Annotated in this window: 15 protein-coding genes and 1 pseudogene; 6 read left to right on the forward strand and 10 right to left on the reverse strand. The window is 64.5% G+C overall.

What is annotated here, in order from left to right:
- Together Q5H94_RS16885 and Q5H94_RS16890 are read left to right on the forward strand one after the other, a co-directional pair.
- A pseudogene (locus Q5H94_RS16885) lies at nt 1-557 on the forward strand (TonB-dependent receptor); the annotation flags it as partial.
- 167 nt (nt 558-724) lie between these two features.
- Nucleotides 725-1,468, forward strand: a complete 744-nt coding sequence (locus Q5H94_RS16890) for an SDR family NAD(P)-dependent oxidoreductase (protein ID WP_304562471.1) — start codon at nt 725-727, stop codon at nt 1,466-1,468.
- Between the two features lie 291 nt (nt 1,469-1,759).
- On the opposite strand, the gene Q5H94_RS16895 is transcribed toward Q5H94_RS16890, so the two are convergent.
- The 7 genes from Q5H94_RS16895 to Q5H94_RS16925 form a co-directional block, all read right to left on the reverse strand.
- Nucleotides 1,760-2,497, reverse strand: a complete 738-nt coding sequence (locus Q5H94_RS16895; protein WP_304562472.1) for a BglII/BstYI family type II restriction endonuclease — start codon at nt 2,495-2,497, stop codon at nt 1,760-1,762.
- A complete protein-coding gene (locus tag Q5H94_RS16900; protein WP_304562473.1) occupies nt 2,497-3,144 on the reverse strand; it encodes an MT-A70 family methyltransferase in 648 nt (215 codons plus the stop codon). The genes Q5H94_RS16895 and Q5H94_RS16900 overlap by 1 nt, the downstream gene beginning before the upstream one ends.
- A 182-nt stretch (nt 3,145-3,326) precedes the next feature.
- The gene (locus tag Q5H94_RS16905; protein WP_304562474.1) at nt 3,327-4,388 is read right to left on the reverse strand and encodes a ribonucleotide-diphosphate reductase subunit beta; all 1,062 of its coding nucleotides are present in this window, start codon (nt 4,386-4,388) and stop codon (nt 3,327-3,329) included.
- A 19-nt stretch (nt 4,389-4,407) separates the two neighbouring features.
- Nucleotides 4,408-4,788: a hypothetical protein gene (locus Q5H94_RS16910; protein WP_304562475.1), complete on the reverse strand. Its 381-nt coding sequence runs from the start codon at nt 4,786-4,788 to the stop codon at nt 4,408-4,410.
- Nucleotides 4,785-4,991, reverse strand: a complete 207-nt coding sequence (locus tag Q5H94_RS16915) for a hypothetical protein (protein WP_304562476.1) — start codon at nt 4,989-4,991, stop codon at nt 4,785-4,787. Before Q5H94_RS16915 ends, Q5H94_RS16910 begins: the two co-directional genes overlap by 4 nt.
- Nucleotides 4,988-5,200 carry a hypothetical protein gene (locus Q5H94_RS16920; protein ID WP_304562477.1) on the reverse strand — a complete coding sequence of 71 codons (213 nt, stop codon included), beginning with the start codon at nt 5,198-5,200 and terminating at the stop codon, nt 4,988-4,990. The genes Q5H94_RS16915 and Q5H94_RS16920 overlap by 4 nt, the downstream gene beginning before the upstream one ends.
- Complete coding sequence (locus tag Q5H94_RS16925) at nt 5,197-5,490, reverse strand: hypothetical protein (protein WP_431312185.1); 294 nt, start codon at nt 5,488-5,490, stop codon at nt 5,197-5,199. The genes Q5H94_RS16920 and Q5H94_RS16925 overlap by 4 nt, the downstream gene beginning before the upstream one ends.
- A gap of 74 nt (nt 5,491-5,564) precedes the next feature.
- Here Q5H94_RS16925 and Q5H94_RS16930 point away from each other — a divergent pair, with 74 nt between their 5' ends.
- Nucleotides 5,565-5,825 carry a DUF2171 domain-containing protein gene (locus tag Q5H94_RS16930; protein ID WP_304562479.1) on the forward strand — a complete coding sequence of 87 codons (261 nt, stop codon included), beginning with the start codon at nt 5,565-5,567 and terminating at the stop codon, nt 5,823-5,825.
- 2 nt (nt 5,826-5,827) lie between these two features.
- Here Q5H94_RS16930 and Q5H94_RS16935 read toward each other — a convergent pair whose 3' ends face one another.
- Both Q5H94_RS16935 and Q5H94_RS16940 read right to left on the reverse strand, forming a co-directional pair.
- Nucleotides 5,828-6,313 (reverse strand): endonuclease domain-containing protein, encoded by a 486-nt coding sequence (locus Q5H94_RS16935; protein ID WP_304562480.1) that lies wholly within the window; start codon nt 6,311-6,313, stop codon nt 5,828-5,830.
- A 154-nt stretch (nt 6,314-6,467) separates the two neighbouring features.
- On the reverse strand, nt 6,468-8,384 hold the full coding sequence (locus Q5H94_RS16940; RefSeq protein WP_304562481.1) for a ribonucleoside-diphosphate reductase subunit alpha: 1,917 nt from the start codon (nt 8,382-8,384) through the stop codon (nt 6,468-6,470).
- A gap of 465 nt (nt 8,385-8,849) precedes the next feature.
- Here Q5H94_RS16940 and Q5H94_RS16945 point away from each other — a divergent pair, with 465 nt between their 5' ends.
- Nucleotides 8,850-9,503 (forward strand): glutathione S-transferase family protein, encoded by a 654-nt coding sequence (locus tag Q5H94_RS16945; RefSeq protein WP_304562482.1) that lies wholly within the window; start codon nt 8,850-8,852, stop codon nt 9,501-9,503.
- Nucleotides 9,504-9,552: 49 nt separating this feature from the next.
- On the forward strand, nt 9,553-9,867 hold the full coding sequence (locus tag Q5H94_RS16950) for an endonuclease domain-containing protein (protein WP_304562483.1): 315 nt from the start codon (nt 9,553-9,555) through the stop codon (nt 9,865-9,867).
- A gap of 87 nt (nt 9,868-9,954) precedes the next feature.
- Here the strand turns inward: Q5H94_RS16950 and Q5H94_RS16955 are convergent, their stop codons facing one another.
- Nucleotides 9,955-12,156: a putative bifunctional diguanylate cyclase/phosphodiesterase gene (locus Q5H94_RS16955; protein WP_304562484.1), complete on the reverse strand. Its 2,202-nt coding sequence runs from the start codon at nt 12,154-12,156 to the stop codon at nt 9,955-9,957.
- A 191-nt stretch (nt 12,157-12,347) separates the two neighbouring features.
- Between Q5H94_RS16955 and Q5H94_RS16960 the strand changes: the two genes are divergently transcribed.
- The gene (locus Q5H94_RS16960; RefSeq protein ID WP_304562485.1) at nt 12,348-13,865 is read left to right on the forward strand and encodes a fumarate hydratase; all 1,518 of its coding nucleotides are present in this window, start codon (nt 12,348-12,350) and stop codon (nt 13,863-13,865) included.
- The last annotated feature ends 3 nt before the right edge of the window (nt 13,866-13,868 follow it).

The following is a 13,868-nucleotide window of genomic DNA, read 5'->3' on the forward strand; positions in this document are numbered from 1 at the left end:
GTGGCGGCGGGGGCGGCGGCTTCCGGGGCGGCGGTGGCGGCTTCGGCGGCGGCGGGCGCGGGCAGGGCGGCGGGCGGCTGCAGTTCGCGGTCTACCACACGCTGCACTTCACCGACGACGTGCTGGTCGCGAACGGCGGGCCGCGGCTCGACCTACTGCGCGGCGACACGATCGGCACCGGCGGCGGCCAGCCGCGTCACGAGATCGAGGCGCAGGGCGGCTACAACAACAACGGCCTCGGCGTGCGGCTCTCCGCCAACTGGCAGAGCGCGACGATCGTCAACGGCGGCACGGCGGCCAACCCCGACCCCTTGCGCTTCTCCGACCTCGGCACGGTCAACCTGCGCTTCTTCGCGGACCTCGGCCAGCAGCTGAAGCTCATCAAGGCGCATCCCTTCTTCCGGGGGACGCGGGTGACGCTGGGCATCACCAACCTGTTCGACGCGCGGCAGAAGGTGACCGACATCGACGGACTGACCCCGACCGCCTACCAGCCCGGCTACCTCAACCCGCTCGGCCGGACGGTGCGCGTGTCGCTGCGCAAGCTCTTGTTCTAGGCGGTCACCCTCACCCTTCCCACCCGGCTGCGCCGGGCGGGCCCCTTCCCTCTCCCGTTGGGAGAGGGAGGGAGGAGCGAAGCGACGGAAGGGTGAGGGTGATCACCCTTGCCTCTCCTGCGCCCTGGCGACATGACGGCTCCCAACCCAACCGAGGAGCCTGCCCCATGCCGACCGCTTTCGTCACCGGCGCGACCTCCGGGATCGGGGCCGCGACCGTCCGTGCGCTGGCGGGCGCGGGGTGGCATGTCGTCGCGACCGGCCGGCGGGCCGAGCGGCTCGAGGCGCTCGCCGCCGAGCTGGGCGAGCGCGTCCACCCGGCCGCGTTCGACGTGCGCGACGCGGCGGCGTTCGAGGCGGCGCTGGGCGCGCTGCCGGTGCCGTTCGGCGACGTCGACCTGCTCGTCAACAACGCCGGCCTCGCGCTCGGCACTGCGCCCGCGCAGCGCGCCGACCTCGACGAATGGCGCACGATGATCGACACCAACGTGACCGCGCTCGCCACCGTCACGCACCGCCTGCTGCCCGGCATCGTCGCGCGGCGCGGCGCGATCATCAACCTGTCCTCGGTCGCGGCGACCTATCCGTACAGCGGCGGCAACGTCTACGGCGGGACCAAGGCGTTCGTGCGCCAGTTCAGCCTCGGCCTGCGCAGCGACTTGGGCGGCACGGGCGTGCGCGTGACCTCGATCGAGCCCGGCATGGTCGAAACCGAATTCACCGTCGTGCGCACCGGCGGCGACCAGGGCGCGTCCGACAAACTCTACGCCGGTGCCGAGCCGATGACCGCGGAGGACATCGCCGCGACCATCCTGTGGGTGGCGAGCCAGCCCGCGCACCTCAACATCAACACGCTGGAGCTGATGCCGGTGCGGCAGTCGTTCGCGGGGTTCGCCGTCGCGCGAGAGTGAGAGTTCGCTTGACAGATTGACGCCTGAATCGAAAATATCCGCGTCGATCGTTTCCGGAATTGATCCGATCGCGCGCGGAAAGGTCATCCTGATCCGCCCGTTTCGCGGCGGCGAAGGTGACGAAGGGAGCGCCCCGTATCGCGGGGAATGCGACGAACCGAGTGGATGGCCGAGCGGCCCGCCGCGTGATCGCGCAGGGTTGGGCGGACGGGAAGCGGGTCGTCATGTGCATGCTCTCCGGGTGGTCGCGGGAGCTGCGGGATTATGCAGGTTTCGGGCGTGTAGGACAGCTTAAGCTGACATATCAATTATGCTTGGCGGTAAGCCAATCAAAACTAGAGGACAGGGGTTTCCGACACCACGGTGAACGCGGTCGATCAGTTTTGACCAATGAGTCGTTGCCATACCGAATTTGTCGCTTGTGAATTTGCGTGACCAAGCTTTTGCAAATGGCACTTGTCGATCGAGATCGCCTTGGATCTGTTTACGCTGGGGCGCCGTGGGGGAACCGGCACCAAACTCCATCAAACCTTCGAAATCCAGAATGTTACGATCGGTCGCGAAGCTTTCGACGCGTTCGCGCATCTCTGCTTGCATTGCCGAGCCTCTTGTCACGATACCCCCAACGCTGATCGCACCCTCAGCGTGAAGTCGTTTGAAATTTTCTAAGTCCCTATCGAAAAATGGATCCTTGTTATTCCATTCAATTTCTAGAGCGAAGATGCCCTTATCGCTTCGACGAACGTGATCAATCTCATGACTGATTGATTCTTTTGCTACCCCATCAACAGTCTTTTTTAGTTCAAAGTTGTGCTTGGTCCATTCCTTGGCTGCAAGGCCACGGCGAAGCCGCTGTGTCATCTTCGCTTCACCGCCACCGCCGCCAATAATCTCCGTCATCGGCAACGAGATATTGAGCAGCGAACTTTCAAGTTCGCCGACCAGATCGGGGAAGTCGTGTAAGATGATGGCTTCGGCGTGACTGGTGAACAGCACTTCGAAACCGGCATCGCAAAGGCGCTCAAGCATCACTCAGCGGCGATAGCGGAATTATAGCCGTAGGTATCCCATGTCGGCTTATAGCTTTCGTCCGCTTGGTTGCCCCAAACCGTCCAATCCTTGCGAGCTCCGCGGCTGAACATTTCGAGGCGTGGTCCCCAACTGCAATCCTCGATAATCTTGTATTGCTCGTCCGGCTTGCGGCTGTGTTCACGCTTCCGCGTTTGCATCATATTGACTTGGCTCCGGCCCGGATCGAGCGTGCGGGCGTTCTTGCCACGCACCCCGAACAGCAGCAATTCGGTGACGTTGCGGAAATAGAAGCCGACGCCACGCCCGTCCGATCCGCCGTCCTTGCGCACTTTGTGCCACACGATGTTCGAGATGTAGCGATAGCCCCAAGCATCCATGACTCGCAGACCATCCGGTAGCAGCGCGTTCGGCACCCACAGATAAAGATGGCTGGGATCGGCGGCTATGTCGGCGACGGGTAGGGCGCAAATGTCGTCCAGCGTCATCGTACCATAGCGATTCAAGCGCTTGTGTTCTGGTGCGACTTTGCCGGTCCGATTTTGAAATTGCCAAGGGGGATCGGCCAAGATCGTTCCGAACTTTTTTCCTTTCGCGGTGCCAAGGAGATCAACAGCAGCAGAGAGATGACCGGCTGGATCAAGCATGGTGGCCCCATTTTCAACGCAGAGAACAAAACCAGATCTTATTGACGGCGCTGAATCCGGTCAAGGTAGCATTTGAGAAAACTGCCGCGGGCAAAGCCCGCGTCGTCGGCCGCGGCTGTGGCCGCGCCGGCCGGTCGCGCCTTGAGGCGGGGATTAGCTCGCGCTAATCCCGCGCCCGGCGCTCATTCCGCCGCGATCCCAGCCTTCGAAAACATATCCCCCTCATCCTCGCCCGCAGGCACATCGTTCGCCGCCAGCCCGGCCTTCGCCTTGCCGCGCTTGTCGAACGTGTCCCACACTTCGTTCCAGTTGCCGCGCGTCGCGGCCTTCGAATATTCGGTCGCGCGCTGTTCGAAGAAATTGGCGTGCTCCACGCCGTTGAGCATCGGCACGAGCCACGGCAGCGGGTGTTCGTCGATCATGTAGATCGGCTTCAGGCCGAGCTGGCCGAGGCGCCAGTCGGCGGTGAAGCGGATGTACTTCTTGATCTCCTTGGGCGTCATGCCGTTGACCGGGCCCATCTCGAAGGCGAGGTCGATGAAATTGTCCTCGAGGTGGACGGTGTGCTGGCACATCTCGCGGATGTCGGCCTTCACCGATTTGGTGAAGCAGTCGCGTTCGCGCACGAAGGTGTGGAACAGCTTGGTGATGCCTTCGCAGTGCAGGCTCTCGTCGCGGATCGACCACGTCACGATCTGCCCCATGCCCTTCATCTTGTTGAAGCGCGGGAAGTTCATCAGCATCGCGAAGCTCGCAAAGAGCTGCAACCCTTCCGTAAAGCCGCCGAACATGGCGAGCGTCTTGGCGATATCCTCGTCGCTGTCGACGCCGAAATTCTGCAGGTAATCGTGCTTGTCCTTCATCTCGCTATATTCGAGGAAGGCGCCGTATTCGCTCTCCGGCATGCCGATCGTGTCGAGCAGGTGGCTGTACGCGGCGATATGCACCGTCTCCATATTGGAGAAGGCGGCGAGCATCATCTTGATCTCGGTCGGCTTGAAGATGCGGCCGTATTTCTCGTGGTAGCAATCCTGCACCTCGACATCGGCCTGGGTGAAGAAGCGGAAGATCTGCGTGAGCAGGTTGCGCTCGTGATCGGAGAGCTTCTGCGCCCAGTCGCGGCAATCCTCGCCGAGCGGCACTTCCTCGGGCATCCAGTGGATCTGCTGCTGCCGCTTCCAGAAGTCGAACGCCCAGGGGTATTCGAACGGCTTGTACTGCTTGCGGGCTTCGAGAAGGGACATGAGCGTTACTCCGAGAAAATCAGTGATGCGTTAGAAAGGCGGCTGGCAGAACGACGAACAGAAATATGAGCGGCGACAGAACGACTATGCTGCCGGCCAGATAGACCGCGCGAGGCCAGCCGCGGACCTTGGTCACGAAGAAACAGACACAAAAGACGAAGGCGACAAGATAAAGGATTGGCGGGGAAAACAGCAGTGCGAACGGCGCGAGAAACCGGTTCGCGAAAACGAGGCCAAATTGCCAGAATATCAGATGGCCGAGCAGGATTAGCCCGGCACCGATAAGAATGATCGCGTCAAATCTGTGTCGTGCCCGGACTGTCCACCCTGCGAGAAGAATCCAGGCCGCTCCGACCAGCATCAACAGGCGCACAATGGCGACGGTTGAAAGACCGCTCATGCCGCACCCCCTGCGACCTGCACGACGAGATACGCCGCCGCGCCGAGCATCAGCACGATGCCCGAAAGGCGCCAGAGCGCGCGCGTGCGGCTCGCGGTGCCGCCGGCGATGCGGGCCGAGGGCGGCTCGCTGACGTAGAGCCACGCGCCGACCACCGCCGCGACCAGCGCCTGCAGATTATAGTCGCCGGCGAAGAGGCTCATGGTGCCACGCTCCCCTCGGCGCTCCACTGCCACATGGCGGTCGCCGAGGCGAAGAGGACGACGCCGAGCGCGAGCGCCATGATGCCGACCATGCGAAAGGCATAGACCTTGCCGGGGCCGCTCGGCCGCAGCAACGAAAGCAGCAGGCCCGCGCCGAGACCCGCGAACAGCACCGACACGCCGTACATGATGGCGATCTGGTAGCTCATCGCCGCACCACCCGCGTGACATAGACCTTCTGCGTGCGGTGCGAGCCGACGCCCAGAAAGACGATGCCGATGAAGAAGCCGAAATCGTACCAGCCGCCGTCATTGGGCACGGCGTAGACGGCGATGTCCGGCACGAACAGCGACAGCACCCAGGCTACGGGGAAGATGAAGCCGTGCCACACCCCGAGCAGGAAGCCGGGCGTCTCGGGCGTGTGCGCGACGGCGCTGGCGGCCTGATGCGCGCAGGCCGAGAGGGCGGCGAGCAAGGGGAGGGCGGCGAAATGTTTCACGCATGTTGCTCCGTGCATCCGAATCGCGCGGGCGTGCGTTGATCCGGCGCAGTTACAACGCAGGAGAGAGTATCATGGCCGATCTGAGCGCGATCAAGGAACATATGGAAGTCATCGGCGCGGACGGCGTCCATGTCGGTACGGTCGACCATGTCGACGGCGACCGCATCAAGCTGACCAAGAAGGACAGCGGTGCGCAGGTTACCGAAGGCTCCGGCAGCCATGAAGGGCACCATCACTACATCTCGGGCGGCCTCGTCGCCGATGTCGAGGGCGACAAGGTGCGCCTGAGCGCCAACGCCGACGTGGCGGTGACGCTGGAAGAAGAGGTTTGAGCTCATAAATCCCTCTCCCATCGGGAGAGGGTGGCCGAGCGTAGCGAGGTCGGGTGAGGGTGAGCCGCGTTGGTCGGCTCGCCCTTTTCCTTTTGGGCGTCACCCTCACCCTTCCGCGCCTTTGGCGCTCCCTCCCTCTCCCGCAGGGAGAGGGAAATAGCGGTGATGACGCCCTCGACAGTGTCCATCACATCCGCGTTGGTGAAACGCTGTACATGGAAGCCTTCGCTTTCGATGTAGCGCGTGCGTGTCGCGTCATTCCGCTCACGGCCGGCATGGGTGTCGCCGTCGATTTCGATCACCAGCTTTTCCGAAAAGCACAGGATGTCGGCATAGAACGGACCCACCGGCGCCTGATGCCGCCATTTCAGATGCGGAAACGCCTCCCGAAGCGCACGCAGCAGGCGGCGTTCGGGTTCCGGCGCGTCGCGGCGGAGTTGCCGGGCGCGCGGGACGGTTCCTGAAGGCTGATCTTGATAGAGGCGCATTGGTCGCCCTCACCCTTCCGCCGCTGCGCGGCTCCCTCCCTCTCCCAAAGGGAGAGGGAATGGCCGGGCACCAGCGTCCCTCTCCCTTTGGGAGAGGGAGGGGCCCGCGCGGCGCAGCCGCGTGGGAGGGTGAGGGTGATTTAGCTGTCCCACCTCACTGGCACGCGAGGCATTCGTCGTAATCGGTCGACTCGCCCAGCTCGAACTTCGGGGCGTCGATCGTGTTGTCGGCTTCGACGCCGCCGGCGAAGCCGGCGCGCTGCACCGACTTGGAGCGGAGATAGTAGAGCGACTTGATGCCGAGCTCCCACGCCCGGAAGTGGAGCATCAGCAGATCCCATTTCTCGACGTCGGCCGGGATGAACAGGTTGAGGCTGGTCGACTGGTCGACATAGGGTGTGCGATCGGCCTGGAGCTCGATCAGCCAGCGCTGGTCGATCTCGAAGCTGGTCTTGTAGCAGTCCTTCTCCTCCTGGCTGAGGAAGTCGAGATGCTGGACCGAGCCGCCGCGCTCGAGGATCGAGACCCACACGGCCTCGGCGTTCTTCGCCTTCTCGATCAGCAGTTTTTCGAGATACGGGTTGCGGACCGAGAAGCTGCCCGACAGCGTCTTGTGCGTGTAGATGTTGGCCGGGATCGGCTCGATACAGGCCGAGGTGCCGCCGCAGATGATGCTGATCGACGCGGTCGGCGCGATCGCCATCTTGCACGAGAAGCGCTCCATCATGCCGCGATCCGCAGCGTCGGGGCAGGGCCCGCGCTCGACTGCGAGGTGCATCGACGCCTCGTCGACCTGCGCCTTGATGTGCTTGAACATGCGCAGGTTCCACGACTTGGCCATCGCGCCTTCGAAGGCGAGGCCGCGCGCCTGCAGGAACGAGTGGAAGCCCATTACGCCGAGGCCGACCGAACGCTCGCGCATTGCGGAGTAAGCGGCCTTTTCCATGCCGGGCTCGGCGCGGTCGATATAGTCCTGCAGGACGTTGTCGAGGAAACGCATCACGTCCTCGATGAAGCCCTTCTCGCCGTTCCACTCGTCCCAGGTCTCTAGGTTGAGCGACGACAGGCAGCAGACTGCGGTGCGATCGTTGCCGAGGTGATCCTTGCCGGTCGGCAGCGTGATCTCGCTGCACAGGTTCGAGGTCGAGACCTTGAGGCCCAGTTCGCGGTGATGCTTGGGCATCGCGTTGTTCACGTGATCGGCAAAGACGATGTAGGGCTCGCCGGTGGCGAGGCGGGTTTCGACCAGCTTCTGGAACAGCGCGCGGGCATCGACCTTGCCGCGCTCGGATTGGTCCTTGGGGCTGCGCAGCGTCCATTCGGCGCCGTCGCGCACCGCCTCCATGAAGGCGTCGGGGATGAGGACGCCGTGATGGAGGTTCAATGCCTTGCGGTTGAAGTCGCCGCTGGGCTTGCGGATTTCGAGGAACTCCTCGATCTCCGGGTGGCTGATGTCGAGATAGCAGGCGGCCGAGCCGCGCCGCAGCGACCCTTGAGAGATCGCCAGCGTCAGCGAATCCATCACGCGCACGAAGGGGATGATGCCGCTGGTCTTGCCGTTGAGGCCGACGGGCTCGCCGATGCCGCGCACGTTGCCCCAATAGGTGCCGATGCCGCCGCCGCGCGAGGCGAGCCAGACGTTCTCGTTCCAGGTGTCGACGATGCCGTTGAGGCTGTCGGGCACCGAATTGAGGAAGCACGAGATGGGCAGGCCGCGCCCGGTGCCGCCGTTCGACAGGACGGGCGTGGCGGGCATGAACCACAGTTTCGAGATGTAATCGTAGAGCCGCTGCGCATGGCCGGCGTCATCCGCGTACGCCGAGGCGACGCGCACGAACAGATCCTGATAGCGTTCGCCGGGCAAGAGATAGCGGTCGTTGAGCGTGTCCTTGCCGAAATCGGTGAGCAGCGCGTCGCGCGAGTGATCGACCTCGACCGGGTACAGGCGCGGGCGCACTTCCTTCGAATCGCCGCGGGCCTCCAGCTTGCGGTCCGCGCCTGCGGTCGCTGCCGCTTCGATCGTGTCGGTCGCCATTGCTACGCTCACTTCCTCGGTCTCTCTGAAGTCCATCGATCTTGCCCCCGCATCAAAGCCTACAACGCGCCGGTGTTCCCGGTCCGTTCGAATCGGGGGACAAGCCCCCATGGTATCATTCCGGGGCCCTGCGGCGAGAACAAAAATGGTCCACCCACGCGCCGACGGCGCGCGTTGCAACCTGTCCGTAATATAAGATCACGGTACGTGTTCTACCAGTGATTGGGTCCGCCCCCGAACTCAACCCCAACAGATTGTGCCGGTTCGCTCTCCGACGCAATACGGTAAATTACAGATTAGGGACTCGGTTCGTCGCTATTTTGACTCGGTTCGTGGCATCGCCGAAACGGCCGATCGGGCGCGACGCGCGGACTTCCGCCGCGCGCGCGAAAGGCAAGAGAACGAACACGGAAACCCACAGAAAAATTGCGCGGTGGACGACGCACCGGATCGGAGGCGGCGGCGGGTGACGCGGACACCAGATATGGTATCCACGGTGCCATGACGATCCAGCTCTTCGCCCATCCCCTGTCCTCCTATTGCCACAAGGTGCAGATCGCTTTGTACGAGCGCGGCATCGCCTTCGAGCCGCAGATGATCGCGCCCGACGAACCCGAAATCTACGCGCGGTTCGCGAGCCTGTGGCCGATGGCGAAGATGCCGTTGCTGCTCGATGGCGAGCGTGCCGTCGCCGAATCGAGCATCATCATCGATTATGCCGACCGGCTGGGGAGCGGCCCGCCGATGGTGCCCGCAGAGGCCGAGGCGGCGCTGGAGGCGCGCTTCATGGATCGCTGCTTCGACGATTATGTGATGACGCCGATGCAGGCGATCGTGGCGGAGCGCATCCGGCCCGCGGGCAATGCCGATTCCTTTGGCGTGGAGCAGGCGAAGGCGCTTCTCGACAAGAGCTATGCCTGGCTGGAGGGCAAGCTGGCCGGGCGCGAATGGGCGGCAGGCGATACGTTCGGAATCGCCGACTGCGCCGCCGCCCCCGCGCTCTGGTATGCGCGGCACGTGCGCCCGTTCGATGCCTGGCCGGTGCTGTCGGCCTATCATGCGCGTCTGGAGGCGCGGCCTTCTGTTGCGCGGACCCGCAAGGAAGCCGAGCCGTATTGGGCGATGTTCCCGTTCTCCTCGGGCGGGCCTGCGTGAAAAAAGCCCCTCCCCTTCAGGGGAGGGGTTGGGGTGGGGAAGTCCAGCGGTGACAGAAGCCGAACTTCTGAAGCGCGCGAAGGAAATGCGCCGTAACCCGACAGAACCCGAGAAGCGTTTGTGGCGTTCGCTCTCGAATTCGCAGCTAGCCGGTTATAAGTTTCGACGGCAACATGTAGTCCTGGAAGCACTCGCGATCATCGATTTCTTATGCCCTGCAGTCGGGCTTGGCATAGAAATCGACGGAGAAACGCATGATGTCGAAGCGGACGAGCGGCGTGATCGGCGGTTAGATGCACTTGGTGCGATTTTCCAATGCGGAGGTGATCGGCACCATCAAAGGCGTGTTGCACGCCATAAATGATACGGCGGCTTCGCTCCCCAGCCGATGGTCGGGTGCCCGGACGCCCCCACCCCAACCCCTCCCCTGAAGGAGAGGGGCTAGTGAGGATCAACCCGCGCGGCGGAGCGGGATCGCGAGGGGTGCGGCGGAGGGGGTGTTCGCGGCGAGGCGTTCCATGTTGAACGCGCTGAGGAATTCGATGCCCGCGCGGCCCTCGACCGCCCAGCGCAGCTTGGCGGGGAACATCTCGCCCTCGACCAGCTCGATCAGCACTTCCATGCCCGATACGTCGCCCTCGATATCGATGCCGTCGATCATCGCGCCGGTCGGCGACATATTGCGGATGCGGACCTCGCCGTCGACGTCGCCGGCGATGATGCGCGCGGTGCGGATCATCTTGTGGCGCTCGGGCCGGCTCATCAGATGGCCCTGCGGCAGCACCGTGCCGTCGCCCGCAAGCTGCTCGTGGACCTCGGGATCGCGCACCGCCTTGCCGTAGACCCAGCCCTGGATGTGGCTGCAGCCGAGATCGCGGATCAGCGCGATCTCGTCTTGCGTCTCGACGCCCTCCGCCGTGGTTTCCATGCCGAGCGTGTCGGCGAGCGTGACGATCGCCTTGACGATCGCGGCGTTGCGATTGCCCTGGATGGCGGCACCGCGCACGAAGCTCTGGTCGATCTTGATCTTGTCGAACGGCGCCTTCTTCAGATAGCCGAGCGACGAATAGCCGGTGCCGAAATCGTCGAGCGCGAGGCGCACGCCGAGGCCCTTCAGCGTGCGGAACATCTGTTCGGACGAGCTGGTCTCATCGAGGAACACGCCCTCGGTGATCTCGAGCTCGAGCCGGTGCGGGGCGATGCCCGACTTGGCGAGCGCCGAAGTGACGATCGTCGGCAGCGCGGGGTTGGCGAACTGGATCGGCGAGACGTTGACGGCGACGCGCACGTCGCGCGGCCAGCTTGCCGCGTCCATGCAGGCGGTGCGCATCACCCATTCGCCGATCGATTCGATCAGGCCGCAATCCTCCGCCACCGGCACGAACTCCGCCGGGCTGATGGGCCCGCGCGTCGGATGATCCCAGCGCACCAGCGCTTCGTAGCCGACGATCTTCTCGGTAATGGCGCTGACGACCGGCTGATAGGCGACGTAGATCTGGTTGGAGGCGAGCGCGTTGCGGAGGTCGTCCTCGATCTGCTTGCGGCTGCGCGCGCCTTCCAGCATCGCCGGCTTGAAGAAGCGGTGGATGCCGCGCCCGTCGGCCTTGGCGCCGTAGAGCGCGAGATCGGCGTTGCGGACCAGCGTCTCCGCATCGCCGCCATCCTCGGGCGCGAGCGCGATGCCGATCGAGCAGCCGATCGAGACCGAGGATCCATCGATCGAATAGGGCTGCGACAGCGAATCGATCACGCGGCGGGCGAGGTCGCTCAGCTTGTCGCGGTTGGTCTCGCCCGGAAAGACGACCTGGAATTCGTCGCCGCCGAGCCGCCCGACGAGCCCGGCCTCGCCGATGGCACGGACGAGGCGCTGCGCGACCTGCTTCAGGAGCACGTCGCCGGTCTGGTGGCCGAGCGTGTCGTTGACTGTCTTGAAGCGATCGAGATCGAGCAGGAACATCGCGGCACCGCGTGCGCCGGTCGCGCCCGCCAGCGTCTGGTCGAGCCACAGCCGCATGCGCTGGCGGTTGGCGAGGCCGGTCAGGCTGTCGAACAATGCCAGGCGCGCGATCTCGGCATCGGCGCGGCGGCGCTCGGTAAGGTCGGAGCCGTTGCCGATGAAGCCCTGGAAATTGCCCTGCTCGTCGGTGATCGGGCGCCCCGACATCGACCACCAGCGCTCGAGCTTGCCGGCGACGGCGGGGCGCACCGAATAGTTGGAAAAGGCGGTGCGCGAGGAAAGGTGGAAGGCGATCGTCCGCTCGGTCTCGGCCGCGCTGGTGTCGACGCGGAAGAGGGCGGTGAGGGGCGCGCCCATCGCGGGCGCATCGGCGGTGTCGAGCTCGGTCGCGACCTTGGTCGAGAGGTACGTCACCCGGCCTTCGGCGTCGGTCTGCCAGAACCAGCCGGTGCCCTGTTCCTCATATTCGCGCACCAGCCGCGCGGCGACGCGCTCGCCCCGCGCCGGGCTGCCCGAGGCGGGGCGCTTGCCATGCGTGGGACGGGCGGTGGCGAACAGCAGCCAGCCGATACCGGTGACGACGATGATTCCCGCGAGCCCGAACAGCCACGAGCCGGTATCGACCGTGACGGCGGTGGCGACCCCGACGCTGATGCATAGCGCTGCGATGCGCGCCGGATTGAGCGTGGGGGCCATGGCCACGCTTTACGGATCGATTATTGCCAATTGCTTGAGCGTTACGAAATTTCTCCAGTAATTATACTTAAAATGCTCTGGCGGACGTCTGTCAGTTGCGAACGACTCGCGGGTAGCGCGCGGCTCTTTTCCGTCGGGGCTCAACTGGTCTAGGTGCGGCGCGATCCTTCCTTTCTGTTAGCGAGCCCTGCATGACCGTCACCATCCGCGCAGCCGACCTGATCGAGAGCGTCGCCGACGCGCTGCAGTACATCTCCTACTTCCACCCGATGGATTACATCCGCGCGCTGGGGGAAGCGTATGAAGCGGAGCAGGGCCCGGCGGCGAAGGACGCAATCGCGCAGATCCTCACCAACAGCCGCATGTGCGCGGAAGGGCACCGGCCGATCTGCCAAGATACCGGCATCGTCAACGTCTTCGTCGAATGGGGCATGGACTGCCGGTTGGACGACACCACCCGCTCGATGCAGGACGTGGTGGATGAAGGCGTGCGCCGCGCCTACCTCAACCCCGAGAACAAGCTGCGCGCCTCGGTGCTGGCCGATCCCGCCTTCACGCGCCGCAACACCAAGGACAATACGCCCTGCGTGCTGCACGTCGAGCTGGTGCCGGGCAGCAAGGTCTCGGTCGATGTCGCGGCGAAGGGCGGCGGCAGCGAGAACAAGTCCAAGTTCAAGATGATGAACCCGAGCGATTCCATCGTCGACTGGGTACTGGAGATGCTGCCGCAGATGGGCGCGGGCTGGTGCCCGCCGGGGATGCTCGGCATCGGCATCGGCGGCACTGCGGAACATTGCGTGCTGCTGGCGAAGCAGGCGCTGATGGAGCCGATCGACATGGGGCCGCTCAAGGCGCGCGGGCCCAAGAACGATATCGAGGCGCTGCGCATCGAGATCTTCGACAAGGTCAACGCGCTCGGCATCGGCGCGCAGGGGCTGGGCGGGCTGTCGACCATCCTCGACGTGAAGATCAAGGACGCGCCGTGCCACGCGGCGGGCAAGCCGGTGGCGATGATTCCGAACTGCGCGGCGACGCGCCACGCGCATTTCACGCTCGACGGATCGGGCCCGACCTTCCTCGAAGCGCCGAAGCTCGATGAGTGGCCCGACGTCAACTGGACGCCCGACAAGGCCGCGATCCGCGTCGATCTCGACACGCTGACGGCCGCCGACGTGCAAGGCTGGAAGCAGGGCGACCGGCTGCTGCTCAACGGCAAGATGCTGACCGGCCGCGACGCCGCGCACAAGCGCATCGCCGACATGCTGGCCGCGGGCGAGGCGCTGCCCGTCGAGTTCAAGGGCCGCGTGATCTATTATGTCGGACCCGTAGATCCGGTCGGCGAGGAAGTGGTCGGCCCGGCCGGCCCGACGACCGCGACGCGCATGGACAAATTCATGCGCATGATGCTCGACCAGGGGCTGCTCGCCTGCGTCGGCAAGGCCGAGCGCGGCCCCGCGGCGACCGAGGCGATCAAGGATGCCAAGTCGGCCTATCTGATGGCGGTGGGTGGTGCCGCGTATCTGGTGGCGCGCGCGATCAAGGGATCGAAGGTCGTCGGCTTCGCGGACCTCGGCATGGAGGCGATCTACGAATTCGAGGTGGTCGATTTCCCGGTGACGGTCGCCGTGGATAGCGAAGGCCACAACGTCCACCAGCTCGCCCCGCTGGTGTGGAAGGAGAAGATCGCGCGGGAAAAGCTCTTGGCGTGACTT

The sequence above is a fragment of the Sphingomonas immobilis genome, assembly GCF_030580995.1.
In the GTDB taxonomy this organism is placed as follows: domain Bacteria; phylum Pseudomonadota; class Alphaproteobacteria; order Sphingomonadales; family Sphingomonadaceae; genus Sphingomonas; species Sphingomonas immobilis.